Source organism: Streptomyces sp. NPDC016677 (assembly GCF_055562815.1).
The window spans coordinates 1,180,782-1,200,681 of sequence record NZ_JBVHEO010000001.1 but is presented as its reverse complement, the minus strand read 5'-3'; the positions used below and the strand labels follow the sequence as shown (position 1 = coordinate 1,200,681).

Genomic DNA, 19,900 nt, shown 5'->3' with positions numbered 1-19,900 from the left:
CCGACGTTGACCACGTTGCGGATGCGCCTGCCGGTGTGGCCGGTCCACTCGCCGGACCGCACCCGGTCGGCGAAGCCGGCCATCTTGTCCAGCACCGCGTGCACACCGGGGACGACGTTCTCCCCGTCGACCTGGACCGTGGCGTCCGCGGGGGCGCGCAGCGCGGTGTGCAGCACCGCGCGGTCCTCGGTGACGTTGATCTTCTCACCGCGGAACATGGCGTCCCGGAGGCCGAAGACATCGGTGGCGGCGGCCAGCTCCCGCAGCAGCCGCAGCGTCTCGTCGGTGATCAGGTGCTTGGAGTAGTCGACGTGCAGATCGCCCACCCGGAGGGTGTACCCGGTGCCGCGTCCGGGGTCTGTGGCGAACAGCTCCCGCAGGTGCGTCTCGCCCAGCTCCTCGCGGTGCTTGGCCAGTGCGGTCCATTCGGGTGTCTGGTTGAGCCTGGTACGGCCGTCTGCGTTCATTTCGGACTTCCGCCTTCTTTCCTGCCAGTCCCTGCGGCGTATCCCTGCCGCGTGTCCCTGCCTCGTCTTGCCCCGCTGCCGGTCCCAACCTAATTGATCAGGGGTTGACCTGACCTGTCGTCGGCATGGAGCCCGGGTATCAGCGCGGCGACGGACAGGACGAAGCAGGCGGCGGCGAGCAGCGCCGGGGTGTTCGCGCCCCAGGCGGCGGCGACGGCTCCGCCCAGGAGCGCGCCCGCCGGCGCCCCGGCCACGCCCAGGGTCCGGAAGGCCGAGCTGACCCGGCCCAGCATTTCGGCGGGGCTGCGTCGCTGCATCAGCGTCTGTGAACTGACGTTCCACACCATGCCCATGAATCCGAACACGGCCAGCGCCGCCGCCAGCACGGGCAGGCTGCGCACCGAGCCCATCACGATGAGCGCCCCGGTCTGCACGGTCCCGGCGAGGAGCATCCCGCGCGCGTACCCCGTACGGGTGACCAGACGGCGATGGACCGCTCCCCCGGCCAGCGAGCCGACGGTGTACGCGGTGATCACCGCCGCGTACCCGGTCGTGCCCGCGTCGAGCCAGCCCGTGACCAGGAGGACGAGGGTCGCTATGAGGGCGCCCATGCCGATGTTGCACAGGGCGGTGGCGGCGCACAGCCCGCGCAGCAGCCGGTCCCGGGAGAGGGCGCGCAGCCCCTCGGCGATCTCCCGGCGCAGGGTGCTGCCGGCCGCTCCGGGCTCCCGCTGCCGGGGCCCGGCCGGCCGCAGCGAGGCCACCAGCGCCGCGGCGGCCAGGAAGGTGGCGGCGTCGACCGCGAAGGGCACGGCGACACCCGCCGTGAGCAGCAGCGCGACGACCGGCCCCCCCAGCAGTCCGCCGGCGATGCGCTGGCCGGTCAGCAGGCGGGCGTTGGCGCTGCCCAGTTGGTCGGGGCCCACCAGGGTGGGCAGCAGGGCCGTGGCCGCGTTGTCGAAGAGGGTCTGGAGCGTGGTCAGGGCGAAGGCCAGGGCGATGAGCAGCGCGATGGAGCCGTGGCCGAGGCCCACGGCCACCGCGAAGCCCGCGACCGCCAGACCGCGTACCGCGTCGACAGCCCACATGGCGCGTCGCTGGTCCACCCGGTCGGCGACCGCGCCGCCGAGCAACCCGAAGACGAGCCAGGGCAGATAGCCGCAGGCGGTGACCGACGCGATGAGCAGAGGGTCGTCGGTCAGCGACACGGCCAGCAGGGGCAGCGCGGCCGTGCGCAGCGCGTCGCCGAAGGAGGAGAGCACCGCGGCGCTCCACAGCCGCCCGAACCCCCCGCGCCACGCGGGCGCGCGCTCGCCCGCCGCCTCGACCGTCGCCATGCCCGTCCCCCCACGATTCGTCCGATGCACAAACCGTAGACGGCACCACTGACAACGGACCGCGAGCGGCGTCCGGGCCGAGGCGCGGAACGGATCCGGCCGGGCACCTCGTGGGTACCCGGCCGGTGTCGACTCCTAGATCTCGCCCCGCAGTTTGGCGAGCGCCTCGGCGAGGATCGCCTCGCCGTCGGCGTCGCTGCGGCGTTCGCGCACGTACGCCAGGTGGGTCTTGTAGGGCTCGGTGCGCGGTGGGTCCGGCGGGTTGTCCCGGTCCTGTCCGGCGGGGAAGCCGCAGCGGGGGCAGTCCCACGTGTCGGGCACCTGCGCGTCGCTGGCGAAGCTCGGCTGTGTCTCGTGCCCGTTGGAGCACCAGAAGGAGATGCGCAGACGCGGCGCGGACTCGCCGCGCTCGGCCTCGCCCATCGGCCCCGCTCCGACCCGGCTTCCCCGGATCGCGTTGCCACTTGCCACGGTCGTAACTCCCTGCGTGATGGTGCCGCAAAGCGAGTCGGCGTTTCGCTTCGCTGCGAGCGCCTCAGTCTACGTAAGGCCCAACGCGCGTCCAGTGATGGGAGTTACCGGCCCCACACCAAGACGCAAGCCCAGCAAGACGCACGCCCCATGATAGGCCGCGCTCAGGAGCGCGTACCGAACATGGGGCGTTACGTGAAGAACTGCGAAGTGTGTGCCGCGGGTGCGTCCTGGTCAGGTGTTCGCCTTCATCAGGAGGGCGAGGACGATGATGCACGCGAACCAGAGCAGACCGACCACCACGGTGATCCGGTCGAGGTTGCGCTCGGCGACCGAGGAGCCGCCGACGGACGACTGCATGCCGCCACCGAACATGTCGGAGAGGCCGCCGCCCTTCCCCTTGTGCATCAGCACCAGCAGCATCAGCAGCAGGCTGAAGACGATCAGGGCGATCGAGAACCCCAAAACCACGGCTGGACCAACTTCCTCGGATTCGGATGGACGACAGGGGCACAGCCACCGGGCTGTGCCCCCGCAAGGGTACGACGGATCCCGCCTACCAGGAACTCACTGGTCGCGGAAGCGGACGATCTTGACGAACTCGTCGGCGTCCAGCGAGGCCCCGCCGACCAGGGCGCCGTCGATGTCGGCCTGCGCCATGATCTCGGCGACGTTGCCCGACTTGACCGAGCCGCCGTACTGGATGCGGACCTGGTCGGCCAGCTCCTGGGAGTACAGCTCGGCGAGCTTGCCGCGGATCGCCGCGCAGACCTCCTGCGCGTCCTCGGCGCCGCAGACCTTGCCGGTGCCGATCGCCCACACGGGCTCGTAGGCGATCACGACCGTCTCGGCCTGCTCGGCCGGGAGGTCCTTGAGTCCGCCCTCGACCTGGGCGAGGGTGTGGGCGACGTGGTTGCCCGCGTCGCGGACCTCCAGCTCCTCGCCGACGCACAGGATCGGGGTCAGGCCGTGCTTGTAGGCGGCCTTGACCTTGGCGTTCACCTGCTCGTCGGTCTCGGCGTGGTACTGCCGCCGCTCGCTGTGGCCGATCGCGACGTAGGTGCACTTCAGCTTGGCGAGCATCGGGCCGGAGATCTCGCCGGTGTAGGCACCGCCGTCGTGCGCCGAGATGTCCTGGGCGCCGTACTTGATCTTGAGCTTGTCCCCGTCGACCAGGGTCTGCACCGAGCGCAGGTCGGTGAAGGGCGGCAGGACGGCGACCTCGACGGCCTCGTAGTCCTTGTCCGCGAGGGCGAAGGCGAGCTTCTGGACGTGGGCGATGGCCTCCAGGTGGTTGAGGTTCATCTTCCAGTTGCCCGCCATCAGCGGCGTGCGAGTGGTCATACGGGGTCAGTCCTCCAGTGCGGCGAGACCGGGGAGCGTCTTGCCCTCGAGGTATTCGAGGGAGGCGCCGCCGCCGGTCGAGATGTGTCCGAATGCCTTTTCGTCGAAGCCGAGCGTGCGGACGGCCGCGGCGGAGTCGCCGCCGCCGACCACGGAGAAGCCCGGGGCCTCGACGAGGGCCTGGGCGACCGCCTTGGTGCCCTCGGCGTAGTCGGGGTGCTCGAAGACGCCCATGGGACCGTTCCAGAAGACGGTGGCCGCGTCGGCGAGCTTCGAGGCGTACAGCTTGCGGGTCTCGGGGCCGATGTCCAGGCCCTCCTGGTCGGCGGGGATGGCGTCCGCGGCGACGGTGGAGGGGTTGGCCGGGGCCTTGGTCTTCAGGTCCGGGAACTCGGTCGACACCAGTACGTCGACGGGGAGCACCAGCTCCACGCCGTTCTTCTCCGCGCGCTCGATGTACTCCTGGACGGCCGGGATCTGGTCCTCCTGGAGCAGGGAGATGCCGACCTCGTACCCCTTGGCCTTGAGGAAGGTGTACGCCATGCCGCCGCCGATGAGCAGCCGGTCGGCCTTGCCGAGCAGCTGGTCGATGACGGCGAGCTTGTCGGAGACCTTGGCGCCGCCGAGCGCGACGACGTAGGGGCGCTGGACGTCGTCGGTGAGCTTCTTCAGGACGCCGACCTCGGTGGCGATGAGGTGACCGGCGTAGTGCGGGAGCCTCTTCGGCAGGTCGAAGACGGAGGCGTGCTTGCGGTGCACGGCGCCGAAGCCGTCGCCGACGTACACGTCCGCGAGGCCCGCGAGCCTGTCCGCGAAGGCGGCGCGCTCGGCGTCGTCCTTGCTGGTCTCGCCGGCGTTGAAGCGCAGGTTCTCGATGACCGCGACCTGCCCGTCGGCGAGCCCGGAGACGACGGCCTCGGCGGCGGTGCCGACGGTGTCCTCGGCGAAGGCCACGTCGGCGCCGAGCAGCTCACCGAGGCGGGCGGCGGCGGGGGCGAGGGAGAAGGCGGGGTCCGGGGCGCCCTTGGGGCGGCCCAGGTGCGAGGCGACGATCACGCGCGCGCCCGCCTCGGCCAGGGCCTTGACGGTGGGCAGCACGGCGCGGATGCGGCCGTCGTCGGTGATGGTGGTGCCGTCCAGCGGCACGTTCAGGTCGGCGCGGACGAAGACGCGCTTGCCCGCGACGCCTTCGGAGAGCAGTTCGTCGATCGTCTTCATACAGCAACTCCTGGGGCTGGTGATCGCTCGTGATCCTACGAGGGCGGGTCGTACCGGACGCGCGTCAGGGCTCGGACGGCGCGCACACCGTCCGAGCCCTGCCGGCGCATCGAGAATGCCTGCTCAGTGGGTCAGAGCTGGTTGCCGACGAAGACCGTGAGGTCGACGAGGCGGTTGGAGTAGCCCCACTCGTTGTCGTACCAGCCGAGGATCTTCACCGTGTTGCCTTCCTGGACCATGGTCAGGGAGGCGTCGAAGGTGCAGGACGACGGGTCGCTGACGATGTCCGAGGAGACGATCTCGTCCTCGGTGTAGGTCAGGTAGCCCTTGAGGTCGCCGTCGTCGGCGGCCTTCTTGAACGCGGCGTTGACCTCGTCCTTGGTGACCTCGCGCTGGAGCGTGACGACCAGGTCGGTGGCCGAGCCGGTCGGGACCGGGACGCGCATGGCGATGCCGTCCAGCTTGCCCTTGAGCTGCGGCAGGACCAGGGCGGTGGCCTTGGCGGCACCGGTGGTGGTCGGGATGATGTTCTCGGCGGCGGCACGGGCGCGGCGCAGGTCCTTGTGCGGGAAGTCCAGGATGCGCTGGTCGTTCGTGTACGCGTGCACCGTCGTCATCAGGCCCTTGACGATGCCGAAGTTCTCATCGAGGACCTTGGCCATCGGCGCCACACAGTTGGTGGTGCAGGAGGCGTTGGAGATGACGTGGTGGTTCGCCGGGTCGTACTTGTCCTGGTTGACGCCCATCACGATGGTGATGTCCTCGTCCTTGGCCGGAGCCGAGATGAGGACCTTCTTGGCGCCGCCGGCGATGTGCTTCTCGGCGTCGGCCTTCTTGGTGAAGATGCCGGTCGACTCGATGACGATGTCGACGCCCAGCTCGCCCCACGGGATGTCGGCGGGGTTGCGCTCGGCCAGCACCTTGATCGTTTTGCCGTCGACGGTGATGGTGTCCGCCGTGTGCGACACCTCGGCCTTGAGGCGCCCGAGGATGGTGTCGTACTTCAGCAGGTGGGCGGTGGTCGCGGTGTCACCCAGGTCGTTGACAGCCACGATCTCGATGTCTGCACCCTGCTCCAGCAGCGCGCGGAAGTAGTTACGACCGATGCGGCCAAAGCCGTTGATGCCTACGCGGATCGTCACGAACCGATCTCCTCGTTGGTACGTCGGCGGCTCGACGCCGACGAGCTGTATGGGATGTCCCCGACCGCCTCCGACCCTACCTCTCCGACGGCTCCGGGGTGACATCGAGAGGGCCGTCCACGGCATGGCGTCCCGTACCCGCCGGTACGGGCACGGAACGCCATGTGAGCGGGTGACCGATCACCTGATTTCGCGACAAGGCGTCAGCCCCTCGCCGACCGGTTCGTCACTCGTCCAGGGCACTCAGTGCCGTGCCGAGCAGCGCTGTCCGATCGGCCGCCGAGGTGAGGTGTTCCAGGCCGAAGCCGAGCAGCACGGTGTCGTCCGTGGTGACGGCGCCGTAGGTCCGGAACAGGGTTCCGGTACGGGTCCAGTCCCGCGGCGCGGCCGGGCTGCCCTCGGGAGGTCCGGGTACCCGCCAGACGCCGAGCGACTCCTCGAAGCCCTCGGTCCCGGCCGCCGTGCCGTCCACGACCAGGGACGCCTCGTCGGCCAGCACGCCTCGGCCGCCGGTGCCGGGGTCGGTGACGTAGCCGATCGACACCTCGACGCTCTTCCCGGCGTACGCGCTCAGGTCGAAGGAGACCTGCCGCCAGCCGCCGGAGGAGCCGGTGAGGGCGTTCCAGGAGCCGGTGGTGCCGGTCGCGGCGCAGCCGTCGTCGGTGAGGGTCAGGTAGTGCTCCAGCCAGGGATGCTCGGCCAGGTAGTAGCCGGCCGAGCAGTCCGCCGGTACGGCGGTGCCGGTGGCGCCGCCCGCCTCGGGGAGCGTCGTCCAGTCGTCGCCGCCCGCCGTGCGGGCCTCGATCAGCACGTTGTCGTAGCCCTCCTCGGTGTCCCACAGCAGCTGTGTGCGCAGCGTGGGCGCCTGGGCGGCGGTGGTGCCGGTGAGGTCAACGGTGCGGGTGAGGCGCTTGTAGGCGTCGTCGGTGTGGACGGCGGCGGCCATCCAGTCGCCCGCGTAGGGGCCGTACGGGTTGGCCGTCCCGGCGAACTGTCCCGCGCCCTCGCTCGCGAACTGCGGGTAGGTCCCGGCCGGCAGCTGGTCCGAGGTCACGCTGTAGGTGCCGGCCCTGTCCAGCGGGTTGCCGGGCGCGGTGCCGAGCGGGCCGCCGGTGCCGTCGAGCGCGCCGGAGCCGGTGAAGGCGCCGGCCCCGGAGGTGGCGGTGCGGGTGTAGGCGCCCAGGTAGTACTGGCTGAAGTCGTCCGACAGGTTGCCGCCGCCGAGGTCGACGCTGCCGCCGGCCTCTTCGCCCGCCTCGATCAGCTTGCCTCCCTCGTTGAGGAAGGCGCGCAGCTGGAGCTGGGTGGCGTTGCCGGGGGTGGCGGCGCCGGTGTGGTGGACGACGGTGTCGAAGTGGGAGAGGACTCCGAGCGCGTCGGGCGGGCCCTGCGACGCGACATCCCATACGGCGGCCCGGTGGCCGTTGGCCTTGAGCGCGTCCACGTAGGTCTGTGCCTGGACGGTCCGGGCGCCCTCCTCGGCGACGACCAGGGCGTCGGCGCGGGGCCGTTCGGCGATCGTGTAGGTGAAGTGGTCGCTGGTGACCCGCTTGCCCCGCCGGCTCTCGCCGGTGAACCAGACCTCGACCTCGTCGCCCGGTGCGCCGTCCGTCACCTCGGCGCGGTACTCGTCGAAGTAGAGGTTGTCCTCGCCGCCGTAGGTCTCGCCGCCCTTCCAGGGGCGCAGCGCGGCGTCGTGGACGCGGCCGCCGTTGACGCGGTACTTCAGCTCCTTGTCGCGCACCGATTTGCGGGCGACGACCGCGACCTCCTGGTCTGCGCCGCGGGAGTAGGAGGTGGTGAACGCCTTCGGCGTGAAGTCCGCGGCCCGCAGGCCGACCGCCGACGACGGCCGGTCGGGGTGGGAGGCGGTCTCGGCGACGGAGAGCGCGAAGGGGACGTTCTTCTCGAACTCCTGCTGGATCAGCGTCTCGTCGTCCGGGAAGTTGAAGACCGACTGGCAGTCGCCCGCGTTCCACTCGTCGTCGGGGACGGCGTCCGAGACCGACTGACAGGTCGACATCTCGGGGGTGAACATCGCCATGCCGTTGACGTTGGCGGCGTGTCCGTCCGCCTCGCCGTTGGTGGTGTACAGCTCCGAGGAGACCTGCGGCCGGTAGCCGGGGATCGCGGAGTTGCCGGGCGTGCCGGCGAGGGCCCGGTAGAGGACGTCGTCGGGGCTGTCGGTGGCGACCTGCCAGCCGACGCCGTAGAGGAGGAGTTGGGCGGCGGAGTGGTAGTTGATGCCGTACGTGAAGCCGATCCGCTTCTCGAAGGCGTCCAGGGCCTGGGTCTCGGGCTCGGAGTTCGGGCCGGCGCCGCGGTAGGTCTGGCTGGTGGGGTTGGGGGACGAGCCCTCGTCGTCGTAGCCCCACTTGTAGGCGAAGTTGCGGTTGAGATCGACGCCGTCACCGGTGCTGATGGTGCCGTCGCCGTTGACGTCGCGCAGGTTCTTGCGCCACAGGCGGTTGTCGGTGCTCTCGAAGGTGTAGTCGTAGCCGTCGGGGTTGGCCGAGAGCAGGAACCACAGTTCGGTGGAGTCGACGATCTTCTTGACGCGCCGGTCGGTCTTGTAGCTGTCCAGGTAATGGTGCATCAGTCGCCGGGTCATCTCGGGGGTGATCCACTCGCGGGCGTGCTGGTTGGAGGCGTACAGGACCGACGGCCTGGAGCCGTCCTCCGTCTTCTTCGCGTTCTTGGTGAGCTTCAGCGCGAGGATGTCCTGGCCTTTGACGGTCTTGCCGATGGAGACGACCTTGGTCAGGCCGGGGTTCTCCTGGGCGGTGCGGAGGATCTCCTCTTTCAGTCCACCGCTGCCGCTGTACGGGCGGAAGACTCCGTCGGCGGCGGCCTCGACGCGCTGTGCGGCGCGCGAGGAGAGGGTGTGTTCGGTGAGGTCGACGCCCTGTTCGTCCAGCTTTCGGGCCTGCTGGTCGGTGAGGTAGAGCTCGACGGAGGCCGTGCCCTGGTCGGGTACCTGCTCGCCGAGTTCATGGGCGTCCTGACCGGCGGCCAGCAGGAGCGGCACCTGTCGCTGGGTCACCTCGGCGCGGAAGACCTTCACTTCCTGCGAGTCCGGGACCGGGGCCGGCGCTGCCGGCTGCGCCCGGGCGACGGGTGCGAAGCCGGCCGCGCCGATCAGGAGTGTGCCGACGGCGAGGATCGATCTCGCTCTGTGTCGTGCGGGTCGTCCGGGTTGTCCCTGTCTCATGAACCCCCCTAGCGGTGGTTAGCCACAGCGGCGAACAGGTTGCCAGGCTCATGACACTCCATGATCGAGTCAAGAGCGGCGTCGCGACACGCGGTCGCCGGTGCGCACCACTCAAGTGGCGGTCGGCACCGGCCCGTGGGCGCCCCTCCGGGGCGGGCGGCTGCGGCGGAGGGGAGGCGGCTCTCCGGGTCGTGTGTCTTGACGGTTGGCGGCGTTTCGGCCGGGGTGGGGCTGGTGGGTGGTGTGGGGCTGTGGGTGGTGTGGGGCTGGTGGGGTGGCGTGGGGCTGGTGGGGTGGGGGCTGACTGGCAGGGGCTGCCGGGGGGCGCGGCCTCCGGTCCCGGCGGTTGCGGCCCTTCGGCCGGGGCGTGGCTAGGGGGCGAGGGCTGCCGGGGCGTGACTGCCGGCAGGCGGCGCCGCCTGCCGACCGGCCACCGGGGCGGTGGCGCGGCCTGCGCCGACGGGCCACCGGCGGCCGGGGGCCGGCGGCGCGACCTACCGTCCGGCCTCGGTGCCCCGGGCCGGCGGCGTGACCTGCCGACGGCCTACGGCGACCGGGGCTCGCTCCCGTCGGCAGTGGTCGGCGGTCGGGTGTCACCGGTCAGGTCCCCTCGCACCGACCGGTGACACGGCGTCCGGTCAGCCCGCGAGGTTGTCCGCGAGGTCTTCGGAAAGGTTGGCCTCCGTGCCCGGGATGCCGAGGTCGGCGGCCCGCTTGTCGGCCATGGCCAGCAGCCGGCGGATACGGCCCGCGACCGCGTCCTTGGTCAGCGGCGGGTCGGCGAGCGCGCCCAGTTCCTCCAGGGACGCCTGCTTGTGCTCCATCCGCAGTCGGCCGGCGGCCGCGAGGTGCTCGGGGACGTCGTCGGCGAGGATCTCCAGCGCGCGCTGGACCCGCGCACCGGCGGCGACGGCCGCGCGGGCGGAACGGCGCAGGTTGGCGTCGTCGAAGTTGGCCAGCCGGTTGGCGGTGGCCCGGACCTCGCGGCGCATCCGGCGCTCCTCCCAGGCCAGCACCGAGTCGTGCGCGCCGAGCCGGGTGAGCAGGGCGCCGATCGCGTCGCCGTCGCGGACGACGACCCGGTCCACGCCGCGCACCTCGCGGGCCTTGGCGGCGATCGACAGGCGGCGGGCGGCGCCGACCAGGGCGAGCGCGGCCTCCGGGCCGGGGCAGGTCACCTCCAGGGAGGAGGAGCGGCCGGGCTCGGTGAGCGAGCCGTGCGCCAGGAACGCCCCGCGCCAAGCGGCCTCCGCGTCACAGGTGGCCCCCGAGACCACCTGCGGGGGCAGGCCCCGGATGGGGCGGCCCCGGCCGTCGACCAGGCCGGTCTGCCGGGCCAGCTGGTCACCGCCCGCGACGACCCGGACGACGTAGCGCGAGCCGCGGCGCAGTCCGCCCGGGGCCATCACGATCAGTTCCGAACTGTGGCCGAAGATCTCCAGGATGTCCCGCTTGAGTCGCCGGGCCGCCGCCGAGGTGTCCAGCTCCGCCTCGATCACGATGCGCCCGCTCACCAGGTGAAGGCCGCCGGCGAACCGCAGAATGGCGGAGACCTCCGCCTTCCTGCAGCAGGTCCGGGTGACGGGGAGCCGCGCAATCTCGTCCTTCACCGCTGCCGTCATCGCCATGGGCCGATCCTTCCATGCATCCGAAAAATACGGTCGTACGCGGCGGCCAGCAGCTCCGGGTCGTGCCTCGGGGTTCCGTCGGTCCGGGCGACCGGAGCCAGCTCGACCGCGGCGCCGAACCGTTTCGCGGCTTCGGTGAGCGAGTCACGGTCGGGCACGGCGGCCTCGTCGGCCAGCACCACGTCCAGGGCGAGTTTAGGGGCGTGTCGTCCCAAAACCTCCAAATGACGCTGCGGGGAGAAGCCCTCGGTTTCTCCGGGCTGCGGAGCGAGGTTCAACGAGAGCACCCGGCGGGCCTTGGTCTCGGTGAGCGCGTCCAGCAGATCGGGCACCAGCAGGTGCGGGATGACCGAGGAGAACCACGACCCGGGACCGAGCACCACCCAGTCCGCGTCGAGGACCGCGTCGACCGCCTCGGGGACCGCGGGCGGATCGGCCGGCACCAGGTGCACCGACTGCACCTCGCCGGGCGTGAGCGCCACGGTCGCCTGCCCCCGGACGGTGTCCACGTCCTCGGGCCGGTCCAGGTCGTGCCCCTTGACCAGGGCCTGGAGCTCCAGCGGCACGGCGGACATGGGCAGCACCCGCCCGTGCGCGCCGAGCAGCTTGCCGACCAGGTCCAGGGCCATGACGTGGTCACCGAGCTGCTCCCACAGGGCGACGATCAGCAGGTTGCCGACCGCGTGTTCGTGCAGGTCGCCCTTGGACTGGAAGCGGTGCTGGATGACCCGGGCCCAGGTCTGGCCCCAGTCGTCGTCGCCGCACAGCGCGGCCAGCGCCTTGCGCAGGTCGCCGGGCGGCAGCACCCCCAGCTCGTCGCGGAGCCGGCCGCTGGAGCCGCCGTCGTCGGCGACCGTGACGACGGCGGTGAGGGCGCCGGTGATCCGGCGCAGCGCGGCGAGCGAGGCGGACAGGCCCATGCCGCCGCCGAGGGCGACGACCTTGGGCTGGGCGCCTCGGCGGCGCGGCTTGCCACCCCGGGCCTCGGCGGGGCGGCTGCCGCGTCCCTCGGGCACTGCCCGGCCCAGTCTGCCCAGCCTGCTCAGCCGCGGAGTACGTCCTGTCATTCCCGTCCCATGTCCCGGTGCACGACCACCGTCTCCACACCCTCGGCCACGAGCCGGGCGGCGAGCTTCTCCGACATGGCGACGGAACGGTGCTTGCCGCCGGTGCAGCCGACGGCGATGGTCACATAGCGCTTGCCCTCACGACGGTAGCCCGCGGCGACCAGCTGGAGGAGTTCGGCGTAGCGGTCCAGGAACTCCTTGGCTCCCGGCTGGTTGAGCACGTACGACGACACCTCCTCGTTCAGGCCGGTGAAGGGGCGCAGTTCCGGGACCCAGTGGGGGTTGGGCAGGAACCGCATGTCCACCACCAGGTCGGCGTCGACCGGCAGGCCGTACTTGAAACCGAAGGACATGACGGTGGCCCGCAGCTCGGGCTCCTCGTCGCCGGCGAACTGGGCGTCCATCTTGGCGCGCAGCTCGTGCACGTTGAGGCTGGAGGTGTCGATCACCAGGTCGGCGTCGCCGCGCAGCTCCCGCAGCAGCTCCCGCTCGGCGACGATGCCGTCGACGATGCGCCCGTCGCCCTGGAGGGGGTGCGGGCGGCGCACCGACTCGAAGCGGCGTACCAGGGCGTCGTCCGAGGACTCCAGGAAGACGATGCGCCGGGTGACGCCCCGGGCGTCGAGGTCGGCCAGCGATTCGCGCAGGTTGTCGAAGAAGCGGCGTCCGCGTACGTCGACGACGACCGCGATCCGGGCCACGTTGCCCTGGGAGCGGGCGCCCAGCTCGACCATGGTGGGGATGAGCGCGGGCGGCAGGTTGTCGACGACGAACCAGCCGAGGTCCTCCAGACACTTGGCGGCCGTCGACCGGCCGGCCCCGGACATGCCGGAGATGATCACCAGCTCGGGGATGGCCGCCTCGGGGACCCCGGCCGGCTCGCTGCCCGTACTCACCTGTGCTCCGTCTTCCTGGCGTGCGTCCTGCTCGTGATCCTCACCCTGCTCGCGAGGCTCGTGGTGCTCTTCCCGTTCGAGCCGTTCGATGTCTCCGGGGCGATCATCGCCCGTCTTCTTGTGCACGGCCTGGCTCTCCGCTGGGTTTTCCGCCTGACGTGCTTCCCGCTCGGTCATGTCTCCTGCCCCCGTCGTTCGTCCGCGGGGCCCGCGATCACGGGCTCCCCCGGGGTGTCCGTTGCCGTCTCGGACTCCCCGGCCGTCTCGTCTGCGTCATCCATGATCTCTCCGGTCGCCGTGTTCACGGCGGGTGCGGCCGGGGCCGCGACGGCGAGCGCCGCCGCGACGGTCTCGGCCGTCTTGCGGCCTATGCCGGGTACTTCGCAGATCTGGTCGACGGTCGCCGACCGCAGCTTCTTCAGCGAACCGAAGTGCTTGACCAGTGCCTGTTTACGGGTCTCACCCAGACCCGGTACGTCGTCCAGGGGGCTGGCACGGAAACGCTTGGCGCGCTTGGTGCGCTGGTAGGTGATCGCGAAGCGGTGGGCCTCGTCGCGGACCCGCTGGAGCAGGTACAGGCCCTCACTGGTGCGGGGCAGGACCACCGGGTCGTCCTCACCGGGCACCCAGACCTCCTCCAGCCGCTTGGCGAGACCGCACACCGCGATGTCGTCGATACCCAGCTCGTCGAGGGCCCGCTGAGCCGCGGCGACCTGGGGCTGCCCCCCGTCGACGACGACCAGCTGCGGCGGGTAGGCGAAGCGCTTGGGGCGGCCGTCGTCGTCCTTCAGGTCCTGACCGGCCCGGAGCACTTCCCCGTCCGGCAGGGTGTCGTCGGCGGCCGGCTCCTCGACCCACTCGCCGGTCTTCTCCTTCGCCGCGAGGTAGCGCCGGAAACGGCGGGTGATCACCTCGTGCATGGAACGGACGTCGTCCTGCCCCTGGCCGTGCCACAGCTGTGTGTCTCCGGCGCGGCCCTTGATCTGGAACCGGCGGTACTCGCTCTTGCGGGCGAGCCCGTCCTCGAAGACGACCATGGAGGCCACGACGTCGTCGCCCTGGAGGTGCGAGATGTCGTAGCACTCGATGCGCAAGGGGGCGCTGTCCAGGCCGAGGGCCTCGGCGATCTCCTCCAGGGCACGCGAGCGTGTGGTCAGATCGGAGGCGCGCTTGGTCTTGTGCAGGACCAGCGACTGCTGGGCGTTGCGCTGCACCGTCTCCATCAGGGCCTTCTTGTCGCCACGCTGCGGGATGCGCAGCGACACGCCCGAGCCGCGGCGGTCGGTGAGCCACTGCTGGACGGGCTCCACCGGGTCGGGCAGGGCCGGGACCAGGACCTCCTTGGGAACGGCGTCGCCCTTCTCCTCGCCGTAGAGCTGCTGGAGGGCGTGCTCGACGAGGGCGCCGGTGGTGATCTCCTCGACCTTGTCGGTCACCCAGCCGCGCTGGCCGCGTACGCGCCCGCCGCGCACGTGGAAGATCTGGACGGCCGCCTCCAGCTCGTCCTCGGCGACGGCGATCAGGTCGGCGTCGGTCGCGTCGGCGAGCACGACCGCGCTCTTCTCCATGGCCTTCTTCAGGGCGCCGATGTCGTCGCGCAGGCGGGCCGCCCGCTCGTACTCCATCTCCTCGGCCGCCTCGGCCATCTGCCGCTCCAGGCGCCGCAGGTAGGTGCCCGTGCGCCCGGCCATGAAGTCGCAGAACTCCTCGGCGAGCTCCCGGTGGTCGTCGGCGGAGATCCGCTCCACACAGGGCGCCGAGCATTTGCCGATGTAGCCGAGCAGGCAGGGGCGTCCGGTGCGGGCGGCGTTCTTGAAGACGCCGGCCGAGCAGGTGCGTACCGGGAAGACGCGCAGCAGCAGGTCGACCGTGTCACGGATCGCCCAGGCGTGTCCGTACGGCCCGAAGTAGCGCACGCCCTTCTTCTTCTGGCCGCGCATCACCTGGACCCGGGGGAACTCCTCGTTCATCGTCACCGCGAGGTAGGGGTAGCTCTTGTCGTCGCGGTACTTGACGTTGAACCGGGGGTCGTACTCCTTGATCCAGGAGTACTCCAGCTGGAGCGCCTCGACCTCCGTGGACACCACGGTCCACTCCACGGACGCGGCCGTGGTGACCATGGAGCGGGTGCGGGGGTGCAGGTTCGCCAGGTCCTGGAAGTAGTTGGCCAGGCGCTGGCGCAGGCTTTTCGCCTTTCCGACGTAGATCACCCTGCGGTGCTCGTCACGGAACCTGTACACCCCGGGCGAGTCCGGGATCTGTCCCGGACTGGGGCGGTAGCTGGAGGGGTCGGCCATGACTCACACCCTACTGGCGAGGGCCGACAGACCGTCCGGCCTGTGGATAACGTGCCGGGCGCCCGTCGGCCGCGCCGGGTCCCGCCGTGAGGGGGGTGGTGCCGCGGTCCCTGTGGCGGGATGGCGGACGTCCGGCCGGAAGTGTTGTCGGGACTTGGTCGACACGCTTCAATGCGGGGGAACTCGGGGGCCCTGGCACGCGGCGCAGGGGACGGGGCCCGCGCCGTGCCGGGGGCGGTCCCGGCCGATGCGCGCCCGGGCGGCCGAGCGGCCGGGGCGTACCGTCACAGAGAGGTTGCCGCATGACGCACGCCACCCAGCAGTCGGACGCCGCCACCGCGGAGCTCGACTCCGCCCTGCGCGGCGGCCCCTTCCACCTCGCGCTGCGCACCGCGATCGCCGCCCGGGGGCTGCCGCTCCAGCGGGTGCAGCACCATCTGTCGCGGCACGGGGTGAAGGTCGGCGTCACCAGCCTCAGCTACTGGCAGCAGGGCGCGCGGCGTCCGCAGCGCCCGGAGTCGCTGCGGGCCGTACGGGCGCTGGAGGAGATCCTCCGGCTGCCCGCGGAGTCGTTGCTCAGGCTGCTCGCCGAGAGCGACGGGCCCCCGCCCGCGCGGCGGGCCTGCGCGAGGGACTCCGGTGTTCTCGGCCGGCTGCTGGCCGAGCTGGACCAGCCGCCGGACGACGGGCTGGACGCCCTCGGGCACCACGAACGGGTACGGATCGGTCCCCGTCGTGAGCTGGCGGGACGCGAGGACCAGCACATAGTCCGCGCCCTGCGGGACGGCGTCGACCGCTTCGTGGCCGTCCACCAGGGTGATCCGGGATGCGCGCCGGAACGGATGACCGTCCACGCGCTGGAGAACTGCCGCGCGGGACGCGTCCGCAGGCATCACGACTCGGGTGTACTGGTGGCCGAGCTGCTCTTCGACACCCGGCTGCGGGCCGGTGACACCTGTCTCTTCCGGTACGCCGTCGAGGACGGCACGGCGGAGCCGTCCCACGAGTACGCGCGGTTGTTCGACATCGCGGGCGGGCAGTACGCCCTCCAGGTCCGGTTCGACGCGGCCGCCCTCCCGGCCCGCTGCCACCGCTTCACCCGGCCGTCGGCAACGGGCCCGCGCGGCGCACGGCGCGACCTCTTCCTCAGCGACCGGCACCACTCGGTGCACCTGGTGGAATCCCGGGTGCGGCCCGGGGTGGTCGGCATCGGGTGGGAGTGGACGTGAGCGGACCGCGCCGGCTCCTGCCCGCTTCTGCCGATTTCCTGCCGGCTCTTGCCCTGAAACGGTCAGTCAGTCGCCGGTCCGGCCGTCGAGGAGTTCGCGCACGATGTCGATGTGCCCATTGTGCCGTGACGTCTCCTCTATGAGATGGAGCATGATCCAGCGGAGGTCCACGTGACGGCCGTCACGGATCGGACGCCGCGCCTTCGCGCTCAGGTCGTGCCCCGCCAGCAGGTCACGGTAGCGAGCGCTCTGCTCCTCGTACTCGGCGAGCAGCTGGGGCAAGGGGACGTCCACCGCCGTCCGCATCTCGGGATCGGGGTCCTCGGCGGTCGCCTCCGCGAAGGGCCCCGATAGTTCCTCTCCCAGGAACACCACGTGGACCCAGTAGTGCTCGACCCAGCGCAGATGGCCGATCAGCCCGCACAGGGTCATCAGCGGCGATCCCGGGAGCGGAGCCCTGCGTGCGTCTTCCGCGGACACGTCCTCGCACTTGGCCCGCGCCGTGTCACGGGCGTAGTCCAGAAAGGTGGCCAGTTGTGTGCGCTCGTCCCAGGCGGGAGGCGTATCGGTTCGTCGGGTCATCGTGCGGAGCTTGCCGTGCCCCGTCAGGCGTGTCGAGCGATTAACGGACGCGTCAGGCGCCGGGTCCCGCCACGATCCTGCCGTCCCGGGCCTCGACCGGCAGTTCCTCCAGCGGGACGGTGGCCGGAGCGTGCAGTACCTCTCCGGTACGGGGGTCGAACGCGCTGCCGTGGCAGGGGCAGACGAGCCGCTCCTCCTCCAGGCGGTCGATGGCACACCCCGCGTGTGTGCAGACCGTGCTGTACGCCGTGAGGGAACCGTCCTCGGACCGGCCGACCACCACGTTGTGATCCCGGTACAGCTTGACGCTCCCCCGGGCCACCTCTCCCTCGGCGCCGAGATCGACGGGCGCGGTCGGGGCCGCCGCGACGCCGCTCTCACCGCCCGGCCCGCAGGCGGTCGCGCCCAGTCCGGTGACGGACACGGCAGCCGCCGAGCACAGAACGGTACGACGGCTCGGGACGGGGCGGCCGGACATGGGTGTGTCTCCCCTGCTCAGGTCTGGAACGGGCATGCCGACGATACCGAGCGCGCCGACGCGCGTTGAGATCAGGGCAGGGAGATCGAGGCAGGGTGAGAGTGGAACGGAGTGAGGTGGAACGGGGCGGGGTGAGGTGCGGGCAAGGCCGGTGGGGCGACGGGTCCGCGCGGTGCACGCGGTGCCCGCGGTGCACGCGACAGGTCTGCCCGATGCGGGCGGGCGGTGACGTAAGCGATGACGTAAGCGCTTGCGCAAACGATTGCGCAAGCGTTTACGTCCACCGCCGGATGCGATACCGTCCGCCCAGTCCCGCAGGGAGCGCGGGGGCAGCCGAGAGACCGGGGAAGGCCCAGAGGCCGGGACCGGGCGGGGCAGGCAGGCGAAGGCCGAGAGGCCGGGGAGGGAGCGGGGCGATGGCGACGATGGCCGACGTGGCGCGGAGCGCCGGTGTCTCGGTCGCGACCGTCTCGCATGTCCTGAACGGCACCCGGCCGGTGCTGCCCCGTACCCGTCAGGCGGTCCTGGACGCGATCGAGGAGCTGGGGTACGCCCCGAACGTCCTGGCGCGGTCGCTGGTCACCGCGCGCACCCGTTCCCTGGGGCTCGCGGTCTCCGCGATCAGCAATCCCTACTTCACCGAGATCCTCCAGGGGGTGGAGTCCGCCGCCGTCCGGCAGGGCTACGGCCTGCTCATCGCCGACCCGCGCGACGACCCCGGTCATGAACTCGAGGTCGTCCGACTCCTGCACGAACGCCGCGTGGACGGCGTGATCGTCGCTCCCTCGGCCGACCCGGGTGCCCTCGTCGCCTACCTCGGCAGGCACCGGGTGCCGACCGTGTTCCTCGACCGGGTCGTCGACGTCCCGGCGGACGCCTCGCCGCGCTTCGACCAGGTCTGCGCAGGCGGCGCGGAACCGACGGCCCGGCTGGTCCGGCACCTCGCCGAACTCGGCCACCGGCGGATCGCCCTGGTGGCCGGCCGGCCCGGCTTCAGCACCACGCGCGAGCGGGCCACCGGGTACCGCGACGGCCTGCGGGCGGCCGGCCTGCCCTACGACGAACGGCTGCTGACGCACGGCGACTCCGAGTCGGCCGGCGCCGAACGGGCCACCGGGAACCTGTTGGCCCTGCCCTCGCCACCCTCCGCGCTGATCACCGCCAACAACGCGATGACCATCGGCGCGCTGCGCGCCCTGCGCACCCGTGGCCTGTCGGTGCCCGGCGACATCGCGCTGTGCTGCTTCGACGACTTCGCCTGGGCGGACCTGTTCACGCCCCGGCTCACCGCCGTCGCACAACCGGGCAGAGAGCTGGGCACGCATGCCGTCCGGCTGCTTCTGGAACGCCTGGCGGATCCGGGCCTGCCCGCCCGAACCGTACGACTGACCTGCTCTTTCATGCACCGCACCTCGTGCGGGTGCCCCGACCCATCCGAGGCCAAGGAAAGGACCGCACCGTGATCGTCGTCGCCGGTGAGGCACTGATCGACCTGGTACCGCAGGACACGGGCGCGCTGGCCGCCCTCACGCCGGCACTCGGCGGCGGCCCGTACAACACCGCCGTGGCCCTGGGCCGCCTCGGCTCGCCCGTCGCCTTCTGCTCCCGGGTGTCGCACGACGCCTTCGGCGAGGCGCTGCTGGACCGGCTCCGGCAGACCGGGGTGGACGTCTCCCCGGTCCAGCGCGGGACCGAGCCGACGACACTCGCCGTCGCCACGGTCGGCGCGGACGGATCGGCCGCGTACTCCTTCTACGTGGAGGGCACGGCGGACCGGCTGTTCCGTACACCCGCCGCGCTGCCGTCCGGCACCCGGGCGGTCTCCTTCGGTACCTGTTCGCTGGTGCTGGAGCCGGGTGCGAGCGCGTACGAGGAGCTGATGCGCCAGTCGGCCGCGCGGGGCCTGTTCACGGCCCTGGACCCGAACATCCGGGCGGGGCTCATCGCCGACCCCGACGAGTACCGGGCCCGGTTCAAGAGCTGGCTGCCCTCGGTGTCGCTGCTGAAGCTGTCAGCGGAGGACGCCGAGTGGCTGGGCGGCACGCCCCGGGAGTGGCTGGCCTCGGGCCCGGCGGCGGTCGTGGTCACCCTGGGCGGTGACGGGCTGACCGTCTTCACCCGCGACGGGAACGTGTACGCGGTGCCGGGTGAACAGGTCGATGTCGTCGACACCATCGGCGCGGGCGACACGGTGAACGCCGCGCTGCTGCACGGGCTCGCGGTCCGCGACGCCCTCACACCCGAGGCCGTGGCCGCACTGAGAGCCGACGGCTGGACGGACCTCCTCGGCTTCGCGGCCCGCGCAGCGGCGGTCACCTGCTCGCGCGCGGGCGCGGAACCGCCGTACGCACACGAAGTGGCGGCCTGACGCCGTAGTTCAGCCGGCTCCCGTACCGCCCACGGGGCGTGTGGCCGCCGGGCGGCGACACGGCCGGATCACGTCATCGCGCGCGGACATGGCGACGCGCCGGGATCACGTCATCGCGTGTGCCCGGCGCGTCGCCGTGCTGCTGCCGTTCCCGTTCCGCCGGGG

General features: G+C 71.7%; 16 protein-coding genes and 1 pseudogene. 3 read left to right on the top strand and 14 right to left on the bottom strand.

The genetic code is table 11. The annotated features are described in order from the left end of the window. The 12 genes and pseudogenes from ACZ3IG_RS05270 to uvrC all read right to left on the bottom strand — a co-directional run. Positions 1-467: pseudogene (locus ACZ3IG_RS05270) on the bottom strand (glucose-6-phosphate isomerase); the annotation flags it as partial. Between the two features lie 89 nt (positions 468-556). After that, positions 557-1,804, bottom strand: a complete 1,248-nt coding sequence (locus ACZ3IG_RS05265; protein WP_467429121.1) for an MFS transporter — start codon at positions 1,802-1,804, stop codon at positions 557-559. Between the two features lie 135 nt (positions 1,805-1,939). Beyond that, positions 1,940-2,275, bottom strand: coding sequence for an RNA polymerase-binding protein RbpA (locus ACZ3IG_RS05260; RefSeq protein ID WP_003957010.1), 336 nt, complete (start codon positions 2,273-2,275; stop codon positions 1,940-1,942). 234 nt (positions 2,276-2,509) lie between these two features. Further along, positions 2,510-2,746, bottom strand: a complete 237-nt coding sequence (gene secG / locus ACZ3IG_RS05255) for a preprotein translocase subunit SecG (RefSeq protein ID WP_215172783.1) — start codon at positions 2,744-2,746, stop codon at positions 2,510-2,512. A gap of 96 nt (positions 2,747-2,842) precedes the next feature. After that, the gene (gene tpiA / locus ACZ3IG_RS05250; RefSeq protein ID WP_215172785.1) at positions 2,843-3,619 is read right to left on the bottom strand and encodes a triose-phosphate isomerase; all 777 of its coding nucleotides are present in this window, start codon (positions 3,617-3,619) and stop codon (positions 2,843-2,845) included. A 6-nt stretch (positions 3,620-3,625) separates the two neighbouring features. Next, positions 3,626-4,837 carry a phosphoglycerate kinase gene (locus tag ACZ3IG_RS05245; protein WP_467429119.1) on the bottom strand — a complete coding sequence of 404 codons (1,212 nt, stop codon included), beginning with the start codon at positions 4,835-4,837 and terminating at the stop codon, positions 3,626-3,628. 131 nt (positions 4,838-4,968) lie between these two features. Further along, the gene (gene gap / locus ACZ3IG_RS05240) at positions 4,969-5,979 is read right to left on the bottom strand and encodes a type I glyceraldehyde-3-phosphate dehydrogenase (RefSeq protein WP_215172789.1); all 1,011 of its coding nucleotides are present in this window, start codon (positions 5,977-5,979) and stop codon (positions 4,969-4,971) included. Positions 5,980-6,205: 226 nt separating this feature from the next. Further along, entirely contained in the window at positions 6,206-9,190 is a 2,985-nt protein-coding gene (locus tag ACZ3IG_RS05235) for a M14 family metallopeptidase (protein ID WP_467429116.1), read from the bottom strand. A gap of 638 nt (positions 9,191-9,828) precedes the next feature. Continuing rightward, positions 9,829-10,818, bottom strand: coding sequence for a DNA-binding protein WhiA (whiA, locus tag ACZ3IG_RS05230; protein ID WP_215172793.1), 990 nt, complete (start codon positions 10,816-10,818; stop codon positions 9,829-9,831). After that, entirely contained in the window at positions 10,809-11,885 is a 1,077-nt protein-coding gene (locus tag ACZ3IG_RS05225; protein WP_467429114.1) for a gluconeogenesis factor YvcK family protein, read from the bottom strand. Before ACZ3IG_RS05225 ends, whiA begins: the two co-directional genes overlap by 10 nt. After that, a complete protein-coding gene (gene rapZ, locus ACZ3IG_RS05220; protein WP_467429112.1) occupies positions 11,882-12,958 on the bottom strand; it encodes an RNase adapter RapZ in 1,077 nt (358 codons plus the stop codon). Before rapZ ends, ACZ3IG_RS05225 begins: the two co-directional genes overlap by 4 nt. Next, positions 12,955-15,078 (bottom strand): excinuclease ABC subunit UvrC, encoded by a 2,124-nt coding sequence (gene uvrC, locus ACZ3IG_RS05215; RefSeq protein WP_467429109.1) that lies wholly within the window; start codon positions 15,076-15,078, stop codon positions 12,955-12,957. Before uvrC ends, rapZ begins: the two co-directional genes overlap by 4 nt. 302 nt (positions 15,079-15,380) lie before the next feature. Between uvrC and ACZ3IG_RS05210 the strand changes: the two genes are divergently transcribed. Then, the gene (locus ACZ3IG_RS05210) at positions 15,381-16,307 is read left to right on the top strand and encodes a hypothetical protein (RefSeq protein WP_467429108.1); all 927 of its coding nucleotides are present in this window, start codon (positions 15,381-15,383) and stop codon (positions 16,305-16,307) included. A gap of 66 nt (positions 16,308-16,373) precedes the next feature. On the opposite strand, the gene ACZ3IG_RS05205 is transcribed toward ACZ3IG_RS05210, so the two are convergent. Together ACZ3IG_RS05205 and ACZ3IG_RS05200 are read right to left on the bottom strand one after the other, a co-directional pair. Next, a complete protein-coding gene (locus ACZ3IG_RS05205; protein ID WP_467429106.1) occupies positions 16,374-16,889 on the bottom strand; it encodes a DinB family protein in 516 nt (171 codons plus the stop codon). Between the two features lie 52 nt (positions 16,890-16,941). Beyond that, positions 16,942-17,367 (bottom strand): QcrA and Rieske domain-containing protein, encoded by a 426-nt coding sequence (locus ACZ3IG_RS05200; RefSeq protein WP_467429105.1) that lies wholly within the window; start codon positions 17,365-17,367, stop codon positions 16,942-16,944. 416 nt (positions 17,368-17,783) lie between these two features. Between ACZ3IG_RS05200 and ACZ3IG_RS05195 the strand changes: the two genes are divergently transcribed. Continuing rightward, the gene (locus tag ACZ3IG_RS05195) at positions 17,784-18,830 is read left to right on the top strand and encodes a LacI family DNA-binding transcriptional regulator (RefSeq protein WP_467429104.1); all 1,047 of its coding nucleotides are present in this window, start codon (positions 17,784-17,786) and stop codon (positions 18,828-18,830) included. Continuing rightward, a complete protein-coding gene (locus ACZ3IG_RS05190; protein WP_467429101.1) occupies positions 18,827-19,735 on the top strand; it encodes a carbohydrate kinase family protein in 909 nt (302 codons plus the stop codon). The genes ACZ3IG_RS05195 and ACZ3IG_RS05190 overlap by 4 nt, the downstream gene beginning before the upstream one ends. Positions 19,736-19,900: the final 165 nt, after the last annotated feature.

What these genes read in the sequence shown, in the direction of transcription:
- ACZ3IG_RS05265 (WP_467429121.1), bottom strand. Translation starts at nt 1,804, where the DNA reads ATGGCGACGGTCGAGGCGGCGGGCGAGCGCGCGCCCGCGTGGCGCGGG.
- tpiA (WP_215172785.1), bottom strand. Translation starts at nt 3,619, where the DNA reads ATGACCACTCGCACGCCGCTGATGGCGGGCAACTGGAAGATGAACCTC.
- ACZ3IG_RS05245 (WP_467429119.1), bottom strand. Translation starts at nt 4,837, where the DNA reads ATGAAGACGATCGACGAACTGCTCTCCGAAGGCGTCGCGGGCAAGCGC.
- ACZ3IG_RS05235 (WP_467429116.1), bottom strand. Translation starts at nt 9,190, where the DNA reads ATGAGACAGGGACAACCCGGACGACCCGCACGACACAGAGCGAGATCG.
- whiA (WP_215172793.1), bottom strand. Translation starts at nt 10,818, where the DNA reads ATGGCGATGACGGCAGCGGTGAAGGACGAGATTGCGCGGCTCCCCGTC.
- ACZ3IG_RS05225 (WP_467429114.1), bottom strand. Translation starts at nt 11,885, where the DNA reads ATGACAGGACGTACTCCGCGGCTGAGCAGGCTGGGCAGACTGGGCCGG.
- rapZ (WP_467429112.1), bottom strand. Translation starts at nt 12,958, where the DNA reads ATGACCGAGCGGGAAGCACGTCAGGCGGAAAACCCAGCGGAGAGCCAG.
- uvrC (WP_467429109.1), bottom strand. Translation starts at nt 15,078, where the DNA reads ATGGCCGACCCCTCCAGCTACCGCCCCAGTCCGGGACAGATCCCGGAC.
- ACZ3IG_RS05210 (WP_467429108.1), top strand. Translation starts at nt 15,381, where the DNA reads ATGACGCACGCCACCCAGCAGTCGGACGCCGCCACCGCGGAGCTCGAC.
- ACZ3IG_RS05205 (WP_467429106.1), bottom strand. Translation starts at nt 16,889, where the DNA reads ATGACCCGACGAACCGATACGCCTCCCGCCTGGGACGAGCGCACACAA.
- ACZ3IG_RS05200 (WP_467429105.1), bottom strand. Translation starts at nt 17,367, where the DNA reads ATGTCCGGCCGCCCCGTCCCGAGCCGTCGTACCGTTCTGTGCTCGGCG.
- ACZ3IG_RS05195 (WP_467429104.1), top strand. Translation starts at nt 17,784, where the DNA reads ATGGCGACGATGGCCGACGTGGCGCGGAGCGCCGGTGTCTCGGTCGCG.